This is a genomic window from Myxosarcina sp. GI1 (genome assembly GCF_000756305.1).
Lineage (GTDB): Bacteria > Cyanobacteriota > Cyanobacteriia > Cyanobacteriales > Xenococcaceae > Myxosarcina.
This window is the reverse complement of sequence record NZ_JRFE01000025.1, coordinates 126453-151858: the sequence shown is the minus strand read 5'-3', so window position 1 is coordinate 151858 and position 25406 is coordinate 126453. Positions and strand designations below refer to the sequence as shown.

Genomic DNA, 25406 nt, shown 5'->3' with positions numbered 1-25406 from the left:
CCAGATTTTATTCAATTCATAGCAAGGAAAAAAAAGGAAAAAAGCCGATCGCGTCAGTAAAAGCAGTAATTGATGGTAAGCTATCGGCTATTAGCATTTCTAGTTTATTATTTTGTTTATCGTTGCTTTTATTTTTAAACCGCTATTATTTAGCAACTACAAAATTCACGAGTTTGTTAGGTACGACAATTACTTTTTTAATCTCTTTTCCTGCTATATAACGCTGGGCTATTTCGGAATCTTTAGCGTAATTTTCCAAACTAGCTTTATCAGAATTAGCGGGAACGGTAATCGTGCCGCGAGTTTTACCCATAATCTGAATCACTAAAGTAATTTCATCTATGGCTAATGCCGCTTTGTCTACTTGAGGCCATTGTTGCCGATGAATGGATTCACTATTTCCCAACTGATGCCACAATTCTTCAGCAATATGAGGAGCAAATGGTGCCAAGAGCAAAATTAAAGTTTCGATCGCCTCTCGATATACGGGAGAATCAACACATTTAATATCTTTAATAGCGTTGCTTAACTTCATTAGTTCGGAAACCGCAGTATTAAACTGATAGTCTCCCGATAAATCTTCCGAAATCTCTTTAATTGCAGTATGAATTGCCCTTCTGAGGTCTTTTTCAGGTTTAGATAATTTATCTTGGGCTATCTCACCAGCCTGTGTAGGCTTAAATTCTCCTACCAAATTCCAAACGCGATTGAGAAAGCGAAACTGTCCTTCTACATCGGCATCATCCCATTCTAAATCCTTTTCAGGGGGAGCTTTAAACAGAATAAACATCCTGGCGGTATCCGTACCATATTTACCCAAACCTTGTTCTAAATTAAGCCCGTTGTATTTTGATTTGGACATTTTTTCGTAGGAGACTTCTAACTTATCTCCCGTAACTGGATCTAAATACTCGCCTTCTCCTGCGCCAGCTTTGGCTTCATCTATCGGTATGTACTTTCCAGTTTGAGGATTTTTATAGGTTACGTTTTGCACCATTCCCTGAGTTAGCAAACGCTGAAACGGTTCGTCAAAATCAAGTAAACCGCGATCGCGCAACACTTTAGTAAAGAAGCGAGAATAGAGTAAGTGTAAAATTGCGTGTTCGATACCGCCGACATACTGGTCTACTGGCATCCAGTCATTTGCCTTATTTGAATCGAATACCGCTTCGGAGTTATTAGCATCGGTGTAACGCAAGAAATACCAGGAAGAATCAATAAAGGTGTCCATTGTATCGGTTTCGCGCTTGGCAGCTTCACCACAGCTAGGACAGGGTACATTTACCCAGTCATCTAGTTTTGCTAATGGAGAGGCACCTTTACCTGAAAACTCTACTTTTTCTGGCAAACAGACGGGTAAATCTGCTTCGGGAACGGGAACGATACCGCAGCTAGAACAGTGAATTACGGGAATTGGGCAGCCCCAATATCTCTGACGAGAAATCAGCCAATCTCTGAGGCGATATTGAATTCTCGCTTTACCATAACCCTGTTGTTCGGCATATTCAATAATTTTAGTTTTGCCTTCAGTTGAGGGCGTACCGTCAAACTGTCCCGAATTAACCATAATTCCAGGTTCGGTATATGCTTCTGTTAATGGCTCTTCGCCCTCGTCATTTTCGGGGACGATAACGGTTTTTATCGGCAGATTTTTTTCGCTAGCAAATTTAAAATCTCTAGTATCATGAGCAGGAACTCCCATTACTGCCCCCGTACCATATTCATAAAGCACATAGTCGGCAACTAAAATTGGTATTTCTTCACCGTTAAACGGATTAATAGCTTTACCGCCTGTAAGCAAACCGCGTTTGGGTTTATCTTCAGCAGTGCGATCGATTTCGCTAGTATTTTTAACTTCGGTAATAAATTTTTCTACTGGTTCACGATTTTCTGGAGTAGTAACCTGCAAAGTTAAAGGATGTTCGGGGGCGAGAACTACATAAGTTACCCCATATATCGTGTCGGGACGAGTGGTAAACACGCCTATCTTTTCATCTTTGTCTTTAATAGGAAATTCTAAATACGCGCCAATAGACTTACCAATCCAGTTAGCCTGCATCGATTTTACGCGATCGGGCCATCCCGAAAGCTTATCTAAATCTTGTAATAATTGTTCGGCATAGTCAGTAATTTTGAAAAACCACTGTTTGAGTAGCTTGCGTTCGACCATCGCCCCAGAACGCCAGGAACGTCCCTCATTATCTACCTGTTCGTTAGCTAAAACAGTTTGGTCAATAGGATCCCAATTAACCGCCGCTTCCTTCTGGTAGGCTAAACCCGCATCTAAAAATTGCAAAAATAAATATTGCGTCCATTTATAATAGTCTGGCGAACAGGTAGCAACTTCTCTTTCCCAGTCGATAGAAAGCCCTAGCTGTTGAAGCTGCTGCTGCATTTGAGCTATATTTTGGTAAGTCCACTCTGCTGGCGGTATACCGCGCTCGATCGCTGCGTTCTCTGCGGGTAACCCAAAAGCATCCCAACCCATCGGATGCAGCACGCGATATCCCTGCATTCTGTGGTAGCGAGCAATAACATCGGTAATTACATAATTGCGGACATGACCCATGTGTAGTTTGCCCGATGGATAGGGAAACATCGACAGGGCATAGTATTTGGGTAAGTCTTTTTCTTCAGGGGTGCGATCGAGATGGGATTCTGCCCATGTTTGCCGCCACTTTGGTTCTATTTCTGCTGCGTTGTATCGCGACTCCACAATTAATCTAGCTCCGTTGGGACTGTTTAGTATTGTATTGTATCAATTCTGTTTAGCAACCTATACAACAGCAGTTATAAAGCACTAATTAATTTTTCCAGGGGGGATAAAGCGGATTTCGATTCTACGCCTAGTTTCGTCTGGTTGGCGATCGCCTGATGCCAAATTACCTTAGCCAACAAGATCGAAACACTACAAATTTAATAATGAGGTCTGTATGCTGTCAATCTATGCTGTATTTACACACTATATTATTATTTTGGTTGCTATTGTTGAGGAATAACTTCACCGTATTTTTCGGGTAAAGTTACTAAATGATAGGAATACAGACTAGCTCTATCTGCAAATTCAATTGCTGGTTGACCTTCAGTGTGCAGAAAATTTCTAGAATCGAAAGACATTTTTACAGGGCGATCGCAAATGAGACAAGCCTTTTTTTGAAGAAAAATATAATTACTTAGTGGCAGCTTGAATACGATCTCGCCTTACTACCCAACCCCGATCGACGACTAACCACTAACCAAAAACTCCTCAGTAGTTATATTTAGCTTTAAAATGGCTTTAATCGGCTTTGTCTCAGTAGGAATTTTAAAATGCTCGATTTAGCCAAACTAGCAGGACAACTTCCAGGTATTAGCCAACATCTGCGCCAAGAAACTATTATCTCGCGTCAGAGACTAGAATTGGCTCAAACATTACAGCAGCAGGCAAACGCCAAACAAACAGAGTTAGTGGCAATTTTAGAACAGTGGCGCGATCGCCTGTTGTTTGCTGCCGCAACTCCTGTAGAATCTTTAGATAGCAGTATCGCGATAGAACCCGCACCATACAGTCATAGCGTTTTTGCTACTGACGGTTCGCAAATTTCTCCTTCCCATCATGAAATTGCTTATTGCTATTTAATTAATGTCGGTCAAATCGCGCTGCACTACGGACAGAGTTTGCATCCTTTATTAGATAGTTTGCCAGAGGTATTTTACAAAACTGAAGACTTATACATTGCCAAACAATGGGGAATTCGCTTGGAAGAATGGATGAGCTACCGCAGAACTGTTTCTGAAGCCGAACTGCTGGCAGAAATGGCTTGTAACTGGGTGTTGCCTCCAGGTTGTCATCAACATATACCCAACTTGGCTATGTTAGATGGCTCTTTGATTTACTGGTTCTTAGACGGTTTGCCTGGAGAAGCTAAAGATAAAATCTTATCGCCAATCTTAGCTGCCTGGGAACGATTGAGGGCTACTAAAATTCCTTTAATTGGTTACATTAGTGCCTCTCGTAGTTTGGAAGGGCTGAATTTTCTACGGATCGATAGCTGCGCCCATAAACATCCCGACTGTATTACTTACTGCGGCGATGTTGAGGATAAATATCCCTGCCAAAAAGTTGACTCGTTGCGTGATGCTACCTTTTGGGCGACTAGATTACAGCCTGGGGAAAGAAGTCCACTATACCGCAGTAGTTTGAGAATTTTAGATCTTTACGATGAGGCTCAAAGAGTTTATTTTTGTTATGTCAATGTCGGTACTGAAGTTGCCCGTATCGAAATACCAGCGTGGGTAGCAGAAGATTCGGAGTTACTCGATCGCTCTTTGAGTATTATGCTGGCACAGGTGCAAAAAGGTTATGGCTATCCTGTGGCTTTAGCCGAGGCGCACAATCAGGCGGTAGTTAGAGGCAGCGATCGCGCTCGTTTTTTTGCCCTGCTCGAACATCAGCTAATTCGTTCGGGTTTGCGAAACATCGGTACTTCTTACAAAGAAGCGCGTAAAAGAGGCAGTATTGCTTAATGAATCTCAAATAATAGTTTATTGTTTTTTATTTCTAATGTTACAATTACTGCGATCGATATAGATAAACAGGGATTCTTTGAGCCAACAATCTTTAGATACTGCAACAACTACTACCCCCGATACATTAACTCAAGAACTATCGGCAATTCAACAAACAAGTTCCAAACGCATTGCTTTATTGGGTTCTCGCCATGTTCCCATCATGCACCAGCAGCTAATTGAAATGATGAGCTATGCCCTAGTTCTGCAGGGCAATCGTCTGGTTACTTCTGGAGCTACTGGCACTAATTCTGCTGCTATTAAAGGGGCAATGCGTGCCGAGTCCGATCTGCTAACGGTAATTTTACCTCAGAGTTTGTCTCGCCAACCTAGAGAGTCGCGCAAACAGTTGGAAAAAGTGATTCATCTGGTAGAAAACCCAGAAAATGACAATCTATCTCTAGCTGAAGCCAGTGCTATGTGCAACCGCGAAATTGTTACTCGTTGTCAGCAGTTGGTTTGTTTTGCTTTTCACGATAGTCATACTCTGCTGCAAACCTGTAAGGAAGCAGAGGAACTACATAAAATAGTTACTTTATTCTATTTTGATTAGATGCTCGATCTATCTGTCAGTGCAACCTTACTATATTCGATCGCTGGAGCGGTAATCTTGGCATACGCGCCGTTTTTGGTAGTTGGTTTTGCTCGCGCTAAAACTGGATACGATATGTCTGCGCCACGCACGATGCTGGATAAATTGCCGCCTTATGCTCAAAGAGCGACGTGGGCGCATCAAAACTCGTTTGAGGCTCTAACGATTTATGGTTTGGCGGCATTAATAGCTTATGCTACAGGAGTAACTTCCAGTTGGGCGCAGGTTGCTGCGATCGCTTTTCTTGTTGTTCGTTCTTTTTATTCTGTTTTCTATATCTTGGATATTCCCCTGTTGCGCTCTTTGATGTTTGGAATCGGTTCTATTTGCGCTTGGACTTTATTTATTTTAAGTTTGCTCAAGGTAACTTAGGTTTTTGCCAGCTAGTTTTAAACTAATTTTTTCCTATAAAGATGGATTTGTAATGTCTTTTCCGTATGTTGCTTATATGATAGCCAGATACGACAGTGTTTTAGAAACTTGGGATGTCGATGACTGAAAAAGAAGAAGCCAACAAATCGTAATAGCTAACGCTAACTGCTAATGGCAATCGCTTTACCCTCCTTACTCTTCATCATTCATAGCCATAGCGCGAGGATAGGCGAAATTATACTTAGAAAAGGCTTGTTTGGCTCGAAGGGTTAAGTCAGTCTTATAAATAAACTCATCCCGCGCATCGAGAGGATAGCATTTGAGCTTAAATTGTGTTCCCCAAGGTTTGGCTTCCATAACTACCAAAATTGGTAGCTTGAGAGCGGTGTATTTGCTGGTGTGAGCCACTCGATATAAAATCTTTTTAACCAGTGTGGCATCAACTTCATGGGCAAAGAAAAACTCGGTAACGACTTGTGCTTCTAAGTCTCCAGTATTGGCATTAGAAATAGCTTCAGTCCAAATTTTGTTATGAGGAATAGTAATTAAATTATCGTCGGGTGTTTGTAACTTGATACCTCGCAAACCATAGTTAACTACTTCGCCGTAATGCTCGCCAATCTTGACGCGATCGCCCACGCGATAAGAAGCTTCAAACAAACCGACAATACCAGCAATTATCGAACTGGCATAATCTTTAAAAGCAAAACCCAAAGCTACTGCTACCGTTCCTGTAATTGCCAAAATGTTTTCTTTGGACAAATTGAGAAACAAGTTCATCAAAGTAATGATGGTGAAAGTCAACACAATCGTTCTCAAAAGAGGTAAAGATTGTTTGATTCGCAATCGCCATTCTTTTGCCGTTCTTTCCGATATCCAAATAATTGTCTTGTCGATTACTCTAAGAATCACAAAAGCTAGCAAAATAATAATTAAAGCTTGAGTAATTTTCCAAGTTGTAATTTTGCTGACAATTTCTTTAGTATCGTTGGCTGTTTCTTTTACGGCATCTCCAGCAGACTGAGCTAGTATTACCAAGCCTGAGTAATTTAACATTAGTCTATTTCATCTATTACAAAATTATTGTTGGCTAACTCTCGTTTGAGTTTGGGATAGTGAATGGGGTTAACTTGTAAAATACAATTTTTTTCTTCCACTATTCCCGCTCGGCGTAAAGTCTGTACCTGAGCTTGCACTTTAGACTCTTCATCTCCCAAGCTTGCAGACAAAGCCGATAGGGTCATGTCTCCATGTATTAATAGAGAGTATAAAAGATAGTAATCTTCAGAATTTAAGCTTGGTAAATCTGGTAGCTCGGGTTTTTCTACTAAAAGAATTTTTTTGTCTTCGTTAGGTTTGTTTTCTGACGAAAATTTTTCTTTCTCGACAGCATTTCGCTCTGCATTCTCTGACGATGAAGACTTATCATCTTCTATAAAAGCTTCAGCTCTCTTTTTGAGATTGCGAGCTTCTTTTTTCAATCTGTCAGGAATTACTTCATATAGCTTATTTTCTTTAACGACATTTTTTATATCGTTATCGTTGTTATTTTCTTCTGGTTCTTCTGCCGATTTATAGCCAATAGAGCGTAAGAATACCTGTGCGGCTATCATACTGGCTCCTTCAGCAACAGAAGCTAGCTTTTCAAAATATCTATCTTCTGGACTTTTATCTTTATCGAGTAACTTAGGATCTAAATTAGACTCAACAAAAGAAATATCAAATTCAGTAAAAATAGGATCTAGCCATGCTTTTAATGACTCTTTTTTTAGTTCTGGTAATGAAACAACTTTGCCACAGTAAGCCCCAAAATTAGTTACCGAATTAAGATAATCCCAAGCGACCAAACCCACACCTATTATCCAAAAGCGAAAGCGGTCTTGCAAAAGCAAAGATTGTAGATAATCTATTGCATCCAAACCTTCAAGATTACGTAAGAAACACCAGCTAAGATTGGGTATAACTACAATTTCCAAAGACTCTGGCTCGGTTTTGGTAATTCCCAATTTTAGCTCTCGCTGTAGTTCTGAAGCAATTTCTGTAACGTTTTGAGGACGAGCCGTCCAAGATAAAATATTGACCGATATTTGTTTTTCATTTATCCAATCAGCCAAATTATTAGTTAAAATTCGCGATACTGCCGTTACGGGACTGCTGACGATAACAACTGAGTTATCAGAATTTTGTGGTCGATCGCGCCATTTGTCAAAAGCTTCATTTAAAGCCGAAGTTATTGCTTCTACGTCAGCAGGATTGTTTGGTAAATCTTGGGCGGCAGCAATTAACTTTTCTCTCAGTACAGGCGGTAGTTCTTCTAGTGATTCTTCTGGCTCTTGAGTTTCTTTACTATCTCGGGTAATCCAGGAAAACAAAAAATCGCGCCCTTCTAAAAGCCAGTTTTTAAAGTCGTCGAATACTTCAGCCATTACGGTTGTCTTTGTTAAATCGCGATTGTCTCGATACCAAACGGCAATTTGCCGTACCAAGATTGAAAACAATAAAAAAAAACAATAACAATAATTAGAGCAATTATGTCTAATAAAAAACTTGGTAATGATTCAATTTTATACTCAATTAACGATTGAAGCTGTTGAAAAACAGCCAGTAAATTTATATTCATTACGCTCTGCCAAAATCAAAACAACTTTTATCAAAAGTTATTATTTATTTGCTAACTAAATAAATATCAACTATTATTATAACTTCGGCAGTATAGTTTTATTTTTTGCGAGAAACAGTTTTTTTATGCTTCTGTCTTTTCTGACGTTGTTTTTTGTAGTAAGAACCAAGCCAGTCGCTGAGAGAGTGACTTAGCGAACCTAACTCCAATCCTGCAAACAGCGCAACTGTTTCTTTAAAATATTTTGTTTTTAAAACTGCCAATGTTTCTAAAACAAACTGCTGCCAATTCCAATTAAATCCCCAAACTAATTGAGCGATCGCAATAATAAAAATTGCTAATAAACTTACTACTAGTAACAAATAAACTATTCTAATTATCGTGCCAACAATCAAGCCGTGAGAAAAAAAAGAACGGTGACGTAATAGCCGACGATAGGGCAACCAAATATAGCGCAAAACACCCCAGCGTTTGTACTGTATAGAATAGATATCGAGATCGGGTCCAAACATCAAGCCGCCAAACAAAAAGCCACCAGCTACGATTAGGGTTAATTCACCATCTTTGGCAAGTAAATAAGTTCCTCCCACAATCCAGGGAAGCAGCCAAAGAGTAATGCGATCGTGGGTATTACCTGAAGGCATGATCGAAAAAGTAGCAAGTAGCAAGCAGCAAGTTAGACTCTAGCCTTTAAAAAATGGGAAAATAAGAAAATAAATAGTTTCCCCAGATTCTTATTTCCCCAAATCTTCTTCTGTCTCCCCTGCACCCTGCTCCCTAACGCAGCGATGCTCCCCCGCTTTCTGTTTAAGGTCGATACAGCCATAATGGTAAGCCATTGGTTTTCAGGTCGAACTCCAGCCAGTCGATAGCAGTGTCTATGGCAGTTCTAGTCTGTCCTCTACTAGGTATTAGACGTTTGATTAGGGGTTTGGGTTCTTCAATGTGATAGCATTCTGTTTTATCGGGGTCGAGTCCTACCAGTTCTGCTGCCCAACGTCTAGCATCTTCCTCGGTTCCCAAGCGATCGACTATACCCAATTCTAGAGCTTGTTGTCCTGTAAAAATACGTCCGTCGGCAAAGCTTCTAACGGTTTCTTCTTCCAGGTTACGTCCTTGAGCTACAGTTGCTACAAACTGTTGATAGCTGGTGTCGATCAGTTCTTGCAAAATGCGTTCTTCTTCAGCGGTTAACTGGCGATCGAAGGATAAAATATCTTTATAGGGACCAGACTTAACTACTTGAAAAGAAACGCCGATTTTATCGAGCAAACGTTCGAGATTATTACCGCGTAGAATAACGCCAATACTACCCGTAATCGTGCCTGGGTTAGCCACAATATGTTTGGCTCCCACACCGACATAAACGCCGCCAGAAGCAGAAATATTACCAAAGCTAGCAACTACCTTGACATCTTTTTCTGCTTGTAAACGCTGAAGAGCGGCAAAAATTTCTTGAGAATCTCCTACCGTTCCTCCTGGAGAATCAATTCTCAACAGCAGTGCGGGAAATTGTTTTTCTACGACAGTTTTGAAAGCTTTGAGAACTTTTTCGCGAGTCTCAGAAGCGATCGCGCCAGTGATTTCGATTCGCGCTATTTGTTTTTTAGTTCTTTTTTTAAAAGGCCAGATCATTAAAAACTTATCAACATAAAATTATTAGAGCGAGCAAAAACTGGCAGATTGTTGAGATCTACCTATTATACTCCTCGTTGTGAATTATAAGCGATCGCACTCAAACAGTGAGTAGTTAGCAAATTAAATTGAATTACTTATGTTTCATCTCGGCTCAATCGATAATTTGTAACTTCAGTTTGGCTGGGGCGATCGCGTTTTTCGTTACTACCGTATCCGTCACCGTCGGTAAAATCAGAATCATCATCGTTCTTTTTATTATTGCGGAATCTAGATTCTAAGCTCTTAATAATAATGTACAAAGAAGGTACTAAAAACAGGCTGAGGACGGTAGCAAAAAGTAAGCCACTAAAAACTGCCGTTCCTAAAGACCAACGGCTGGATGCACCCGCTCCACTAGCAACAACCAAAGGCCAAAAGCCGCACAAGCTAGAAATTGCCGTCATCAAGATTGGGCGAAAGCGAGTTTGCCCCGCTCTAATGGCAGCGCGAGCGATTTTTAAACCCTGCTCTTGGAGTTGGTTGGCATATTCGACGATTAGAATCGCGTTTTTGCTTGCCAAACCAATTAACATTACTAAGGCGACCTGACAATAAACATCATTATTGATGATCGGCCAAATACTACCCGCTTGGAGCAAGTTGGCACGCAGCCAAATGCCTAAGAGTGCGCCAAACAAAGCTAGAGGAACGCTAAGGATAATAATTAAAGGATCGATAAAGCTTTCATACTGTGCTGCCAGTACCAGAAATGCCATAACCAGACCCAAGCCAAAGATATATATGGATTGACCGCTAGAACTGATTTCTTCTAGTGCCGTTCCCGTCCACTCATAGCCAAAACCAGAAGATAGGGTTTGAGCGGCAACCTCTTCCATAGCGGTAATTGCCTGTCCCGTGCTGTAACCAGCGGCAGGTGTGCCTTGGATCAGAATCGAACGAAACAGATTGTAGTGAGTAATAGTTTGCGGACCGACAAATTCGGTTAGGGTAATCAAATTACTTAAAGGTACCAGTCGGTCGTTTTGCGATCGCACATATAAACTGTCGATATCGCTAGGATTAGAGCGATAGTTGCTATCTGCCTGAACGTAGACACGATACTGTCTCTGACCGAGAATAAAGTCATTGACGTAGGTAGAACCTAAATAAGTTTGTAAAGTATTAAAAATATCGTCGATATTAATATTCAGAGATTTAGCACGTTCCCGATTGACTTCAACTTCAATTTGTGGGGTATTGGCGGTAAATTGAGTAAAAGCCCGTTCGATTTCTGGTCTTTGGTTGGCAGCTGCAATAAGTTTATTCGAGTTTTCTACCAAAGCCGAAATGGGCAAGCCGCGACGGTCTTGAAGCTGAAATTCAAAACCACCAATGGAACTCAAGCCCCTTACTGGTGGGGCATTGACCGACAAAACCAGACCGTCGGTGATGTTTTGGGCAAATGCAGCATTAAGGCGACCCAAAATAGAATAAATTGAATGGTCTACTCCTTTTCTTTCCGACCAGGGTTTGAGCTTGGAAAAGCCAAAACCTCGATTGCTACCGTTCCCTTCAAAACTAAAACCGCTTATAGTCACATAACTATCAATTTCTGGTATCTGGCTCATCTGTTCTCCCACCGCATCCATAATCTCGTTGGTATAGCCTAGAGAAACGCCATCGGGGGCCTGCACGATGGTATAAAAGTAACCTTGGTCTTCTTCGGGGATAAAGCCTGAAGGAATGATGCTAAAAAGAAGATAGGTTAAACACAATAGGACTACAAAACCCGCCAAGACAAAAGGTCTGACAAATTTTCTGGCAAGAAAACTAATTATTTTGGTGTATTGCGCGGTAATCCAGTTAAAAGCGCGGTTAAATTTCTCAAAAAACCAACCTAAAGGTCCGCCTCTTTCATTTTCCCGACGCTGACGCAATAACAATCCTGCCATTGCTGGAGAGAAGGTCAGAGCGTTAAAAGTCGAAAGAGCGATCGCAAAAACAATAGTTAGGGCAAACTGCTTAAAAATTACCCCCGTGCTTCCAGGAAAGAAAGAGACTGGAACAAATACCGCCGCCAAGACCAGAGAAGTAGCAATGACCGCTCCTGCCAATTCGTTCATCGTGTCCCTGGCAGCAAGAGCGGGCTTCATACCCTGCTCTACTTTCGCAGCGATCGCTTCGGTAACAACGATGCCGTCATCTACCACTACCCCAGTAGATAAGACCATCGCAAACAGGGTTAGGGTATTAATCTCAAACCCGAATACTAAAATAAACGCAAATGCCCCAATTAAAGATACGGGAATGGCAATAGCAGGAATTAGAGTGGTACGCCAGTCCTGTAAAAAGATAAAGATAATTAGAACTACCAAGCTAATTGCCTGTATTAAAGTCCAAATTACTTCTTTTAAGGAAATCTCGACAAACTCCGTTGTATCGAGGGCAATATCGTAGGTCATGCCTGGAGGAAATTCTTCAGCTAATTGTGCCACTTCTCGCTTGACAGCATTGGCTACTTCAAGAGCATTACTGCCAGGAAGCTGAAAAATCCCCATTCCAATTCCAGGAAGACCTTTGTATTCAAACGAAGAATTGTAATTTTCTGCTCCTAATTCTACTCTGCCAACATCTCTAAGTTTAATAGGGTTGCCGTTTTCGCCTACTGTAATTACCAGTTCGGCAAATTCGCGTTCGTTTTCAAATCTACTGCGAGCGCGGAGGGTAAATTGATATTGCTGATTTTCAGGTGCTGGCTGTTGACCGATAGCTCCAGCACCGACCTGAATATTTTGTTCTTCCAGGGCATCGACAACATCTTGAGCGACGAGATTTCTGGCAGCCAGAGCGTCGGGATCGAGCCAGAGACGCATAGCGTATCTTCTTTCGCCGAAGATTTGCGCTCTACCTACACCTTCAATTCTCTGCATGCGATCGATTACATAGAGATCGAGATAGTTACTCAAAAATAAGTCGTCATATTCCCCATTTTTAGCAAAAAAGGCAATTCCTAATAGTAAATCGGGAGATGATTTTCTAACCTCCACCCCTGTTTGCTGTACCGAACTCGGTAACTGTGGCTCCGACTGAGCGACGCGGTTTTGCACGTTAACCTGAGCGATATTGCGGTCTGCGTCTACAGGAAAAGAAACGGTAATGTTGCTAATTCCATCATTGCTCGTGTTAGAGGACATATAGCGGATATCTTCTGCCCCATTAATATCTCGCTCGATAATAGTCGTAACGTTATTTTCAGTGGTTTGAGCATCGGCACCGATGTAGGTGGATTCGACTTCAACTTGAATCGGTGCCAGTTGTGGCAATTGAGCAATTGGTAATTGGGGAATGGCAATCCCGCCTACTAAGATAACAATTAGAGCGCATACTATAGTTAAAACGGGTCGCTTAATAAAGATGTCGGAAATGCTTAAGATCATAATCAAAATTAATCTTGAGAGATATTACCAGGCAGAATTGACAATAACCTACCTCTTAAATCCGCCGCTAAACTATTAAAACCCCAATAATTATCGAGTTTTAATTGTTTAATTGTTACTGGTTCTGACCTCGCTAACGGCTTCTTTTGCTTCCTCGCTTTCTTTAGCTGCCGTTGCGGTCTGAATTGGGGTGCCATCAGAAAGATTGAGAATTCCAGACACTACCAATTTATCTCCCGATTCTACTCCTGAAATAACTTGGTAAGACTGATTTTGCACGTCTCCTAACTTAACGGGTCTTTGTTTGGCTATTAACATAGTTTCTCCGTTTTTCTTTGTTGCTTCTGTTGCCACAAAAACAAAGCTCTGTCCGCCAATACGCGATACGGCCTCTGTAGGAACTAAGATTCCAGACTGCTCCGACCAGATAACTCTCGCTCTGACAAACTGTTCGTCTCTTAAGCTACCGTTATTGGGAAAAGTTGCTTTAGCTAACACGCTTTGCTCGGTGCGATTGACGCTAGGAGAAACAAAACTAATTCTGCCACTAACTCTGGCTTCTCCATTATCATCGACAATTTCTACTGGTAGTCCGACTTCCAAATCTGGGGCGCGTTCTACGGGTACACTAATATTTAAATCTAGAATTTCGTTTTGAGCGATTGTAGTTAACCGCTCTCCTGCTTCTACATAATCACCTTCTTTGGGCAAAATATCGCCTACCGTACCCGTAATTGGGGCAACGACACGGTTGTAATCTAAATTTTGACTGGCAACGTTGACTTGTGCCTTTGCCTGTGCCAGAGAGGCTTTTTGGCTGTCAACTTCCGCTAATGCTGCTCTAGTACGAGCTTTGGCTGCATTTATGGCTTTCTGTGCGGCAACTAAAGCTTCCTGTGCCGAATCACGTCTGGCGATCGCGGTTTCTAAATTTCGCCGATTATTATCTAATTCTTGCTGTGCCTGCGCTCCTTCTTTGACCAAAAATTTCGAGCGATTGATATTAGTTCTGGCTAACTCTACTTCTGATTCGAGTTCGCGCAAATTAGCTCTAGCTTCTTGTACTGCTGCGACCGCACTGGCTTCTTCTGCTTCGGCGGCTCTGGCTTCTGCCTGAGCATTGCTCACGTTAGCACGTTGAATGCTTACATTAGAACTAGCAGAATCGACTTCTGCCCGTTCTCGATCTAGCTGTAGTTGAACCATAAGCTGACCTCGCTCGACATTATCCCCTTCATTTACTGCAATATCGACGATGCGTCCGTCAACTCTTGGGGCAAGACTCACTCTTTGTTTGGCTTCTAAACTACCAACAAACTGAGTGCTATCCCTTACTTTACCAGCGGTCAAGTTTTTTAGTTTTACTTTTACTGCCTGCGGTTGTTGCTGTTGAGCATTATTGGCATTTTCTCCTTTATTACCGCAACCACTTACCAAAATAGCAATAGCTATAACCGCTCCCGTCACTTTACGCTCTAAGAAGAGATTATTTTTCATAATTTATCCAACTCGAGCCGCTGAAATTAAATTTTTCAATCGAATTTATTTAATGTAACAGTTTTTCTAATATTTTTTTCTATAACTTTTGACAGACATTAAATTATGTAAATATATAGCAAGCGATCGCTAAAATTCGGCTATTTGCGTTTCTAAAAAATGTATGCTTTATTGAGAATTTACCCGTCGAGCGCCTAAAAACTGTCTAAAAAATTTTTATTTTAAAAGCGAACCTGCTCTAATTTTTGCCAGAGTAAAAATACTAATAACCCAAAGCAAATAAAATTTATTCTCACTTCCAACTGTAATGAAAATTGGCACATTCAAAATTGACCGAGTTAAGTGGGGCTTGTCGGTGATGAACTTTTATATTACCAGAGAGCTTATCTTACCATTTTTATTTGGTATGGGTATATTTACTTCTCTATTGTTATCAATTGGAGCAGTATTCGATCTGATCCGAAAAGTTACAGAGTCGGGGCTTTTTTTAGGAGTGGCGATAAAAATTCTGTTTTTAAAAATGCCGGGATTTATCGTTTTGGCATTTCCGATGGCAATGTTACTAGCAAGTTTGATGGCATACAGCAGACTGTCTAGCGATAGCGAATTAATTGCTCTACGAAGCATTGGCATCAATACCTATCGCTTAATTATACCTGCAATAGTCTTCAGCTTATTTATAGTAACGATTACTTTTTTATTGAATAATTTTATTGCTCCTGCGGCTAACTATCAGGCAACAATTGCTTTAGAAAAAGCTTTAGATCGAGCTACCCCTGCATTTAAAGATAGCAATATAATGTATCCTGAATATAATAAAGTTTTGCTACCAGACGGTAATAAAAAAACAGTTTTAACTCGACTATTTTATGCCGAAGAGTTTGACGGCAAGCAAATGAAAAATCTGACAATTCTCGATCGCTCCCAAGGAGAAGTAAGTCAGATTATTACTGCCAGTTCTGCGACTTGGAATATCAGTGAAAATATTTGGGATTTTTATAACGGGACTATTTACATAATTGGTAATGATGGCGCATATAGCGATGTAGTTCGCTTTCAACATCAGCAGTTAGCTCTACCAAGAGCGGCTTTCGATCTAACACAACAAGATCGAGACTACAACGAGATGAATTTAGTACAGGCTTATGACTATTTAAGAATAATTAAACTGAGTGGGAAAGAAGAGAAAATTCGTAAACTCAAAGTTCGCATTCAAGAAAAAATTTCTCTACCTTTTGTTTGCTTGGTTTTTGCTCTAATCGGTGTTGCAATTGGTATTAGACCTCAAAATTCGGGCAGAGCTACCAGCTTCGGTATTTGTATCGGACTAATTTTTGCTTATTATTTACTATCGTTTATTTCTAGTTCTTTAGGAGTATCGGGAGTTGTCTCTCCTGTAGTCGCTGCCTGGTTGCCTAACATATTGGGTTTAGGAGCATCAACGTATTTGCTAACCCAAGCAGGGGAAAGCGTGTAATACTCAATACTGTTTACATACAATACTTAGAACTTTTGTGAAGACAGGAGACAGAAGACAGGGGATTAAAGCCTAATTGAAACTTTTAAGTAAAAAATCTGCTTTGGTAATCGGATTTGGTATGAGACGCTAGTTCGATGGGTTGAAAATTAGATCATAAATTTAAGATTTAAGGGCAAAGAGTAAAATCCTGATTTCTCATTCCTTTAGCTTTTACCCTTTCTCTTTTTTCTTTCTACTTTTTACTTTTTACTTTCTAATAATGCGTACCAGACTTGCGATGGTGAACCGCAGTTACACCCTCAGACTGCAAAAGTTGACCATTTTCGGCAACTCCGTATAGTAACCAGTGATCGCCGCATTCCATACGTTGGGTAATGCGACATTCAATATATGCCAAAGCATCTTTAAGAATCGGGCAACCGTTAGCTGCTACTTCAGTTTCTACGTCTTCAAAACGGGCTTCACCTGGAGCAAATGGTTTGAGAAAATGTTTCATCAGTCCCAGATGATTGCCTTCTTGCAGAATATTTAAAACAAAATTATTACCAGTATGCAACAAAGATTCGATCGCTCGTTCTTTAGCTACTGCCACTGTAAGTCCAGGTGGATTGAAGGTAGCTTGCGATACCCAAGAAGCCAGCATTGCCCCCGATAATTCTTGCTGTTTGGTAGTAACAATACACAGAGAACCAACTAATCTGCCTAAAGCCTGTGCGGTGCGATCTACATCTGTAGTAGACGTGCTTTTGCGAGTTTTGGCGCGATCGCGTCGAGCTTTTACGATTGCTTGAGCGAAGTCCGTTCCCGTCTCTTCACAAGTTTTAAGGGTCTGGTCATCGGGGGTAAATTTAACTCGTATTGGTTCAAAACCTAGCTTATAACCAGCGTTGCGAAACTTACTTTCTAACATATCCACCGCTTCACCACTCCAGCCAAAAGAGCCAAAGACCCCAGCTAATTGGGTTTTGTCGGCATTAGCGAGAACGATTCCTAAAGCGGTTTGAATCTGAGTGGGTGCGTGTCCGCCTAAAGTTGGCGAACCCATCAGAAATCCTGCAGCTTGCTCGGCAGCATTTTTAATTTCTTCTGGGGTAGCGTGTTCGGCATTAATCGACTCTACTGCTACTCCTGCTTTAGTAACGCCACTAGCTAGTGCTTGAGCGATGGTGGCAGTGTTGCCATAAGCAGAAGCATAAATCAGAGCTACCTTAAATTCGCGATCGCTTTGTTGCTGCGCCCACTTACGATAGTCTTCAGTTAGCTCGATCAGGCTATAGCGAACCAAAGAACCATGACCCGTAGCGTAAATTCTAGCGGGTTTATTCGTCAATTTATCCAAGCTGACAAGTAATTGACGAGCAAATGGTGCCAGCAAACTATCAAAATAATAACGCCGATCTTCAGTATCTACCGTCCAGCCTTCATCGAATACGCGATCGCCACAAACGTGACAGCCAAATAGTTTATCGGTATAGAGTACTTCGGTTTTAGGGTCGTAGGTGCAAAGATGGTCGGGATAGCGAGGGTTGGGAGTTAAAAGAAATTCTAAACTGTGACCGCGACCTAAATCTAAAGTTTCTTCTCCTTTAACCGTGCGAATGTTTGGTTTGAGTTCGGTTTCTTCTAAAATTTTGCGCAAAGAAAGAGCCGCAGGATTGGAACAGACTATTTCTATTTGCGGGGCAATTTCTAGTAAAGCTTTTAAGGTTGTAGCGCGATTGGGGTTGATATGACCCAAAATCAAATAATCTATCTGTTGGGGAGCGAGTCTTTCTTTAAGAGCAGCGAGAAAGATCTCGGTAAAAGATTCTCCAGGAATATCGATTAATGCTACTTTATCTCCCTCAATAATATATGAATTGGCGGTAGTGCCTTTACGCAGCGCATATTCGATTTCAAATTTTAGCCTCTCCCAAGTGCGCGATCGTAAGACGCGAGTATCGGCAGCAATGGGGAAAACTTGAACGTCTTTGGCTTTATTGGGAGACATGACCTATATCAGTTGTTTGTTAGCTATTTTCAGTTTACACCTGCCCGACTAACTAAAAGTAACAGCACTTAAGCATTAAGTTTTTGGACTTAACTGGGAAAAAGGCAATAGTTAAAGGTCTGCCTTTTGTTCCTTTCCCCATCTTTAGCCACTACATAGCTGTCTTCCGATCGCTTAATTAAACTGCTGCTACCCGTTCTACCGACCACCGACCGACAGCTTTGCCGATAACTTTTAATTCTCGCATCAAACCATCGAAACGTTCTGGAGTTAGAGATTGAGGTCCGTCAGAAAGAGCTTTGGCTGGGTTGGGGTGAACCTCAATCATCAGTGAATCCGCACCAGCAGCGATCGCTGCTTTTGCCATCGAGGGAACGTATTCGGCTTTGCCAGTACCGTGACTGGGATCGATGGCAATGGGCAGATGTGTTAGAGAACGCAATACGGGTAGAACCGCTAAATCTAAAGTATTACGGGCATATTTGCGCTCGAAAGTGCGTACGCCTCGTTCGCAGAGAATAACATTGGAATTGCCTGCGGCTAGTACGTATTCGGCAGCCATCAGCCATTCATCTATTGTTGCCGACATACCCCGTTTTAAAAATACTGGCTTATCCTGTGCGCCGACTTTTTTGAGCAGGGGGAAATTCTGCATATTTCTCGCACCTACTTGCAAAATATCTGCTACCTCTGCCACTTTATCTACATCGGCAGTATCCATAACCTCTGTAATAATTCCCAAACCGCTAGCTTCTCTAGCTGCGGCTAACAAACCCAAGGCACTTTCACCATGACCCTGGAAAGAATAGGGAGAAGTACGAGGTTTATAAGCACCACCTCTTAAAAAACTCGCTCCAGCAGCTTTAACCCGCTTGGCAGTTTCAATAATCATCGCTTCATTTTCTACCGAACAGGGACCTGCGATGGTAACTACAGGATGGTTGATACCAAAGGTAACACTACCGTCAGGAGTGGAAACTATAACTTCACTCGGTTCGCCGTTGCGAAACTCCAAACTAGCTCTTTTATAAGGTTTTTCTACTCTTAGAACTCGTTCGATCCAGGGGCTAATCTCCTGTAGCTGCAAGGGGTCTAGCGAAGCGGTATCTCCTACTAAACCCATAACCACTTTATGCTTGCCAACAATTTTTTCGGGAGTTAGTCCCCATTCCTTTAATTCTTCACTAATACGATCGATCTCAGCTTCGGGAGAACCGATTTTCATCACTACTATCATAAAAATTTTAAATATTTTAAACTTCGGTTGTAATGTCAGACTTCAATTCTAGAAAATTTAGTTTTCTTTTGCCTGTCGTCGATTTTCCCGCCACGCACTAAAAGTCCTCTGTAGGTTTGTTTTAAATTCTCCTACTCCGACCAAACTTCCAACTCGATTTTCATCCCAGGAAGCAGAAAAGATTCCATAACTCAATCCTCCAATTCCCACGACTAAAAAAGCAAACGAAACTACAAGAGCTAAATATGGCGGTAAGTCTACAATATCTTTTATAGAAAGCCAGTAAAAAATAAATAGTGAAGACATTCCTAAAAATGAAGGCACTCCACAAAATACAACCATACGGCGCGCCATACGCTTGCTAACGGAATCGGGAATTGCCGAAAGACTGGCATCACTTTTACCAGTCTGGCGAGAGCGAGGAGCAGTTTTATTAGCTGTTTTTTCATCTGAAGAAGCCTTTTTAGAAGACTTCTTGGTTTTGTTTTGACGGGGTTCAAATGGTAAGCGACCCCGTTCTGATTTTGAAGGCATGAGTTTGTCCAGAAATTAACGACGAATGCCGAGACGAGCAATTAACTGTTGATAGCGTTCGGTATTTTTATTCTGAATATATGCTAGTAGACGCTTGCGACGACCGATCATTTTTAACAGTCCTCGTCTGGAAGAATGATCTTTTTTATTATTGCGAAGATGATTTGTTAGCTGATTGATTCTTTCGGTCAGAACGGCTACTTGTAAATCGGCAGAACCCGTATCAGTTTCGTGAATTTGATATTCTGCCATTAATTCTTGTTTGCGTTGCTGGGTTAAACTCATGTGGTTATTTGTTTGACTAAATCTCGATCTAAACTGCAATCTCTTATATTATCATCAATTTTTTTACTGGACATTGAAAAAAACTAGAAATTAAATTTAAAGTTTAGTGGTCGCTACTAAATCGATCGTCAATAATTGATTTGATGGAGCAATTTGCTATAGTTGCTGCTTTGGCAATTGGCAAAATAATCGCATCTACATGCTAGTTATAAGTCTAGTGTATGACTTAATTCTAAGAGCTATCGCAAAAATAGAGGTCAGCTAGCGGTCGCCAATTTTAACTAAAACTACTATTTCTAAACTTTTATATCTAACCCAAGTGAAATCACCTTCAGAAATAAATAATCCTAATTCGCAATCTACTCTACCCCCAAAAGCTGCTGGTTTGGGAACCTTCGGCGGTGTCTACACTCCTTCAATTCTGACAATTCTAGGCGTAATTATGTACTTGCGTTTTGGCTGGGTAGTCGGCAACGCAGGTTTGATTGGCACGCTGATAATCGTGACTATTGCTACTTCAATTACTTTTTTGACGGCTCTATCGGTTTGTGCGATCGCCACAGATAAAGTAGTTCGTGTCGGGGGTGCGTATTATATGATCAGCCGTTCTTTGGGAATTGAAACGGGGGGAGCGGTAGGAATTTCACTTTATTTTGCCCAGGCTTTGTCGGTAGCTCTCTATACTATCGGTTTTGCCGAAAGCGTCATCCAAACTTTTCCAGGTCTAAATCAACTTTATGTCGCGCTGGTCATAACGATTTTGGTCGGTATACTAGCTCTGACTTCGGCTAGCATTGCCATCAAAGCTCAGTATTTTATTATGGCGGCGATTGTTCTATCGCTGATATCTTTTTTCTTCGGTCATTCTTTAGTTGATTCCCAGCCTCAGTGGCTCTCTGCACCGCCTGAAAACGCCGTACCCTTCTGGTCGGTGTTTGCGGTATTTTTTCCTGCCGTAACAGGCATCATGGCAGGGGTCAACCTGTCGGGAGATTTAAAAGACCCCGTGAAATCCCTGCCTACAGGAACTCTAGCCGCAGTGGCTACGGGATATCTAATTTATATGATTTTGCCAATTTTTCTGGCACTGCGAGCCGACTCGGTTTCTTTAATTTCCGATCCGCTATTGATGACGAGATTATCTTTTTGGGGACCTGCAATTTTATTAGGAGTTTGGGGAGCGACCCTCAGCAGTGCCATCGGCAGTATTTTGGGCGCGCCAAGAGTTTTACAGGCGATCGCCAGAGATGGAGTTTTGCCTAAATATTTGAGCTTTCTCGGTAGCGGACACGGCAGAGATGACGAACCCCGCAACGGAACTTTGGTTAGTTTGGCAATTGCGATCGCCGCAGTTTGTATTGGGGACTTGAATATTATCGCTCCCATACTAACTATGTTTTTTCTGACTACGTATTTAGTGTTAAACGTAGCGGCAGCAATTGAAGGTTTTTTACAAAGTCCTTCATTCCGTCCCTCATTTAGAGTGCATTGGTCGCTATCGCTTCTGGGTGCATTGGGCTGTTTGGGGGTAATGATTTTGATCGATCTCCGAGCTACGATAGTTGCTGCCATAATTGTTATTGCCATTTATTTTTGGCTCCAGCGACGAGAATTGACTACTACCTGGGGTGATGTACGTCGGGGAATGTGGATGGCGTTAATAGGTACGGGTATCTTTCAAATTGGCGAACAAGACGATACTAAAAATTGGCGACCCCACATTTTGGTGTTATCGGGTGCGCCACGAAAACGCTGGTCTTTAATCGAACTAGCCGACGGTTTGAGCCACAATAGTAGCTTAATGACTGTTTCTAGCGTCTTACCTAGTGGTTCTCGCGATCTGGCACAACAAAATCAGCTAGAACGCACGATCCGCGAGTATTTGCAGAAACGAGGCATTAGGGCTTTAGTAAGAGTTATTACCGCCGCCGATCCTTTTGATGGGGCAGTACGTTTGGTAGAAGCTTATGGTTTAGGTCCTTTGGTGCCGAATACGATTGTTATGGGCGATAGTGAAGAACCCTCGCGTCGGGAAGCCTTTTGTCGGGCGATCGCCGAAATTCATGCCAGCCAGCGTAACTTAGTAATATTTCATGAAAATCAAAAACAGGGTTTCGGTTTTCGTCGTACTATTGATGTTTGGTGGGGAGGACTGCAAAATAACGGTAGCCTGATGCTATTACTGGCGTATTTGTTGCGTACCGACATTAACTGGCGCAATGCCAGAATTTATCTTAAGTTGGTAGTTGCCGACGAGCTTGGGGCTGCTGCGGCTAGAGACAATTTGAATGAGTTGTGTGACAGACTCCGCATTGAAGTTATTCCTAAAATAATCATTGCCCACCAACGTTCATTTGATGAAATTTTAGCCCAGTCATCTCGTAATTGCGATCTAGTTTTTTTAGGTATGGCAGCACCGCAAGAAAACTTTATCGAATACTATGAAAAATTGCAGGCGCGTGTAGCTAATTTACCCTCGACAATTTTTGTCTTAGCTGCCACTGATTTTGCTTTTGGAGAAGTGTTAACCGAATAATGAAAACTTTAGATCGTCGGCAAGGACAAGACGTTCGGTGGCGTTGCGTCAGTAATTGCGGTGCTTGTTGTCATCTCGATCCTACCGCCAGACCAGACTTAGAAAACTATCTCACTGCCGAAGAATTAAAGCTCTATCTCAGCATGGTTGGAGAAGATGGTTGGTGTGTAAATTTCGATCGCGAGACGAGAAAATGTCAAATTTACACCGAACGCCCTCGTTTTTGTCGGGTAAAACCAGATATTTTTGAGGAGATGTATCAAGTGACACCAGAAGAATTTGACGAATTTGCGATCGCCTGTTGCCACGAACAAATTATTGGTGTCTACGGCGAAGATAGCCCAGAATTACAACGCTACCAAGATCGCACGAATCACTCAACATGATATCTCTCTATCGATTGCTGATAAATTTCAAGTACGGTGTCTACTTTTTTCTCCCAGTCAAAGTGTTCGATAACCCGCTGACGACCAGCAAGACCTAATTGATGTCGCAGTTGGGGCGATCGAGCTATTTTCAGCATCGCACTTGCCAGGTCATCAACAAATGAATCTCGCGAAGCAGGCTCGATAAGAATACCGCACGATTCGTCAAGATAGTCGGCTGGTCCACCCCAATTAGTAGCAATTACAGGTAAACCGATACTCATGGCTTCAAGTACTACAGCACCACCGCATTCATACATACTAGGCAGTATCATCGCGTCAGCTAATTGCAGTCGTCGCGCACATTCAGCTTGGGAAAGCCAGCCAGCAAAGTGAAGTAACTCTTGCTGCTTCGGTTTATCTTCAGAGTTCTGACTCGTAGTTTCTGTATTCTGCGATCTAATTAGACCGAGTTCTTTTGCCTGTGCTTCAAGACGCGATCTTTCGGGACCATCACCGACAATTTCCAACTCAACCGTCATTTGTTCTACTACCTGCTTAAAAGCAAGTATCAAAAGATCTACTGCTTTCCAGTCAACTAATCTACCGACAAAAACAAACTTGGTTAATTGTTCTGATACTGGTTTTGACTGCGGAGTTATTGTTTCTTTAACTAGAGCAGCTTGACTATTTTTCTCTGATATTTCTGCTGCTTTGCCTGTAACTGGTAAGTTGTTTTGGCTAAACGGCAAGAGATTTGATAACTCCAGATACCGATCTCTAAATTTTGGCTGCCATATTGATAAGTCTACGCCGTTTTCTATTAGTTCAATTACCTTTCCATTGCAGCCTTTTGGCAGTGCCTCTTTGGTGCGTTGATTGGCAACTAATAAAGTTGTTGCTTTACGCTTACCTGGAATCAGGCTATTAAACAAATTGGCAAAGATACGTCCTATTTTCACACCAAAATTAACAAATTGGCTTTCCATCTGTCGAAAAGCAGGAGGATAGTTCATGCCACCGTTCATCGATCCAATTACTACAGGCACACCCATATCAAAAATCATAGATGGTTCTTTGGGGGAAACAGGAAATGGTTGATGAATAATATCAATTTGTTGTTCCCGTACGATTAGTTTGGCAATACGACGCTGAACTATTTGGGTCATCAATCGCAATACTAATCCAAAAGTAAAATCAGCAAGCCTTTTTGGTAAAAGTTTGCTGCACTGCCATACCAGGCGGTGCCAGAAAGTGTCGGGGACGAAATAAATGCGGTCAAAATCGCTTTGAAAAAGAGACTGTAGTTCATCGCGAGTGCGTTCGTGGACTATTAGCCAGGTTTCAATACCGCGTTGGCGAAGAACGCGAAAGTAATGTAGAGGCAACGCAGCTTCACCGCCAAATTTCAACGATGCGTGTTCGGCTACAATTAGCACGTGAAGCTTGTTCGTAGAAATATTCAAGTTTGTAAAACCTCAATTTATTTCAGATATAGGTGATTTTTCAATTTTTTTAAACTCTCGCTCCAGAAAAAATTCTTTTCATAAACATATCTAGTTTTTAAAAGCATAAATGACTCTATCTGAGTGTTTTTAAATCTTAAAAGCTTTTTCACTCATGCTCTGCTTTGGTTACGATCGAGAATAAACAATTGACTAGGCTAGTTAGTCTGGTCAATTAATAAACCTTAAGAGTTATAGCTTTAGAATTCCCTAAAATTTTGTAGAGATAACAGTAGAAAATTTAAATTGAAATTCGAGCTAATAGTTTTCAAATATCGGTCAAGTTGCGATTTTGACGGCGCATATCCAACCACTGCTGTAAAATTATGGCTGCGGCGCGGCGGTCGATCGCTCCTTTATCGCGAGTAGAAAATCGTTTTTGGGTTTTTAATTGCGCTTCTGCTTCTACAGAAGTCATCCGTTCGTCAACATATTCAATTGGTAACTGTATATCTTTAGCTATTTTTTCAGCAAACTTTTGTACTTCTCTAGCCTGAGTTCCAATAGTGCCATTTAAAGAATAAGGTAAGCCAATTACTAATATAGTTGCCTCTCTTTCGGTGATAATTGTTTTAAGCTGTGCGACATCTTTTGCCCAAGAAGTACGATAGATTGTAGTCAAACCCGTAGCTATTAGACCAGTACCATCACAACCAGCTACTCCCAAGCGTCTTCTTCCTACATCTAAACCTAAAGCCGAAATTTTTTTCATCGCTCTATTACATAATAACTCTTAGTTATTAGGTTACTTGCGATCGCATTACTTAAAAATTAAGTAGTAAATCAAAATA

The 25406-nt window shown here is 41.4% G+C and carries 20 protein-coding genes; 6 read left to right on the top strand and 14 right to left on the bottom strand.

Features of this window, described 5'->3' with window-relative positions; genetic code table 11:
• Positions 1-145: 145 nt before the first annotated feature.
• Positions 146-2716 carry a leucine--tRNA ligase gene (gene leuS, locus KV40_RS20180; RefSeq protein WP_036485414.1) on the bottom strand — a complete coding sequence of 857 codons (2571 nt, stop codon included), beginning with the start codon at positions 2714-2716 and terminating at the stop codon, positions 146-148.
• Positions 2717-2982: 266 nt separating this feature from the next.
• Complete coding sequence (locus KV40_RS37015; RefSeq protein WP_256381152.1) at positions 2983-3117, bottom strand: hypothetical protein; 135 nt, start codon at positions 3115-3117, stop codon at positions 2983-2985.
• Positions 3118-3309: 192 nt separating this feature from the next.
• Here KV40_RS37015 and KV40_RS20175 point away from each other — a divergent pair, with 192 nt between their 5' ends.
• The 3 genes from KV40_RS20175 to KV40_RS20165 all read left to right on the top strand — a co-directional run bounded on the left by KV40_RS20175 (position 3310) and on the right by KV40_RS20165 (position 5512).
• Entirely contained in the window at positions 3310-4506 is a 1197-nt protein-coding gene (locus KV40_RS20175; RefSeq protein ID WP_036485412.1) for a DNA double-strand break repair nuclease NurA, read from the top strand.
• 79 nt (positions 4507-4585) lie between these two features.
• Positions 4586-5101 carry a DNA-processing protein DprA gene (locus tag KV40_RS20170; RefSeq protein ID WP_036485410.1) on the top strand — a complete coding sequence of 172 codons (516 nt, stop codon included), beginning with the start codon at positions 4586-4588 and terminating at the stop codon, positions 5099-5101.
• The gene (locus KV40_RS20165; RefSeq protein ID WP_036485407.1) at positions 5102-5512 is read left to right on the top strand and encodes an MAPEG family protein; all 411 of its coding nucleotides are present in this window, start codon (positions 5102-5104) and stop codon (positions 5510-5512) included.
• Positions 5513-5704: 192 nt separating this feature from the next.
• Here KV40_RS20165 and KV40_RS20160 read toward each other — a convergent pair whose 3' ends face one another.
• The 6 genes from KV40_RS20160 to KV40_RS20135 all read right to left on the bottom strand — a co-directional run bounded on the left by KV40_RS20160 (position 5705) and on the right by KV40_RS20135 (position 14683).
• Positions 5705-6568, bottom strand: a complete 864-nt coding sequence (locus KV40_RS20160; protein WP_036485406.1) for a mechanosensitive ion channel family protein — start codon at positions 6566-6568, stop codon at positions 5705-5707.
• On the bottom strand, positions 6568-8010 hold the full coding sequence (locus KV40_RS20155) for a helix-turn-helix domain-containing protein (RefSeq protein ID WP_052055790.1): 1443 nt from the start codon (positions 8008-8010) through the stop codon (positions 6568-6570). The genes KV40_RS20160 and KV40_RS20155 overlap by 1 nt, the downstream gene beginning before the upstream one ends.
• Before the next feature lie 220 nt (positions 8011-8230).
• Positions 8231-8776: a metal-binding protein gene (locus tag KV40_RS20150; RefSeq protein ID WP_036485404.1), complete on the bottom strand. Its 546-nt coding sequence runs from the start codon at positions 8774-8776 to the stop codon at positions 8231-8233.
• 163 nt (positions 8777-8939) lie between these two features.
• Entirely contained in the window at positions 8940-9767 is an 828-nt protein-coding gene (gene sppA / locus KV40_RS20145; RefSeq protein WP_036485403.1) for a signal peptide peptidase SppA, read from the bottom strand.
• 137 nt (positions 9768-9904) lie between these two features.
• Positions 9905-13186 carry an efflux RND transporter permease subunit gene (locus KV40_RS20140; RefSeq protein ID WP_036485402.1) on the bottom strand — a complete coding sequence of 1094 codons (3282 nt, stop codon included), beginning with the start codon at positions 13184-13186 and terminating at the stop codon, positions 9905-9907.
• Between the two features lie 108 nt (positions 13187-13294).
• Positions 13295-14683, bottom strand: coding sequence for an efflux RND transporter periplasmic adaptor subunit (locus KV40_RS20135; RefSeq protein ID WP_072013859.1), 1389 nt, complete (start codon positions 14681-14683; stop codon positions 13295-13297).
• A 307-nt stretch (positions 14684-14990) separates the two neighbouring features.
• Here KV40_RS20135 and KV40_RS20130 point away from each other — a divergent pair, with 307 nt between their 5' ends.
• The gene (locus KV40_RS20130) at positions 14991-16160 is read left to right on the top strand and encodes an LptF/LptG family permease (protein ID WP_036485399.1); all 1170 of its coding nucleotides are present in this window, start codon (positions 14991-14993) and stop codon (positions 16158-16160) included.
• Positions 16161-16416: 256 nt separating this feature from the next.
• Here the strand turns inward: KV40_RS20130 and KV40_RS20125 are convergent, their stop codons facing one another.
• From KV40_RS20125 to rpsO, 4 genes are all read right to left on the bottom strand, one after another.
• Positions 16417-18153, bottom strand: coding sequence for a diflavin flavoprotein (locus tag KV40_RS20125; RefSeq protein ID WP_036485397.1), 1737 nt, complete (start codon positions 18151-18153; stop codon positions 16417-16419).
• 178 nt (positions 18154-18331) lie between these two features.
• Complete coding sequence (gene aroF / locus KV40_RS20120) at positions 18332-19390, bottom strand: 3-deoxy-7-phosphoheptulonate synthase (RefSeq protein ID WP_036485395.1); 1059 nt, start codon at positions 19388-19390, stop codon at positions 18332-18334.
• Positions 19391-19447: 57 nt separating this feature from the next.
• On the bottom strand, positions 19448-19924 hold the full coding sequence (locus KV40_RS20115; RefSeq protein ID WP_036485392.1) for a PAM68 family protein: 477 nt from the start codon (positions 19922-19924) through the stop codon (positions 19448-19450).
• Positions 19925-19939: 15 nt separating this feature from the next.
• On the bottom strand, positions 19940-20209 hold the full coding sequence (gene rpsO / locus KV40_RS20110; RefSeq protein ID WP_036485389.1) for a 30S ribosomal protein S15: 270 nt from the start codon (positions 20207-20209) through the stop codon (positions 19940-19942).
• Between the two features lie 442 nt (positions 20210-20651).
• Between rpsO and KV40_RS20105 the strand changes: the two genes are divergently transcribed.
• The gene (locus KV40_RS20105) at positions 20652-22745 is read left to right on the top strand and encodes an amino acid permease (RefSeq protein ID WP_371260804.1); all 2094 of its coding nucleotides are present in this window, start codon (positions 20652-20654) and stop codon (positions 22743-22745) included.
• The gene (locus tag KV40_RS20100) at positions 22745-23131 is read left to right on the top strand and encodes a YkgJ family cysteine cluster protein (RefSeq protein WP_036485385.1); all 387 of its coding nucleotides are present in this window, start codon (positions 22745-22747) and stop codon (positions 23129-23131) included. Before KV40_RS20105 ends, KV40_RS20100 begins: the two co-directional genes overlap by 1 nt.
• Here the strand turns inward: KV40_RS20100 and KV40_RS36770 are convergent.
• Positions 23119-24576: a glycosyltransferase family 4 protein gene (locus KV40_RS36770; protein WP_253274328.1), complete on the bottom strand. Its 1458-nt coding sequence runs from the start codon at positions 24574-24576 to the stop codon at positions 23119-23121. The genes KV40_RS20100 and KV40_RS36770 overlap by 13 nt on opposite strands.
• Before the next feature lie 307 nt (positions 24577-24883).
• Positions 24884-25327, bottom strand: coding sequence for a Holliday junction resolvase RuvX (gene ruvX, locus KV40_RS20090; protein ID WP_036485384.1), 444 nt, complete (start codon positions 25325-25327; stop codon positions 24884-24886).
• Positions 25328-25406 lie beyond the last annotated feature (79 nt).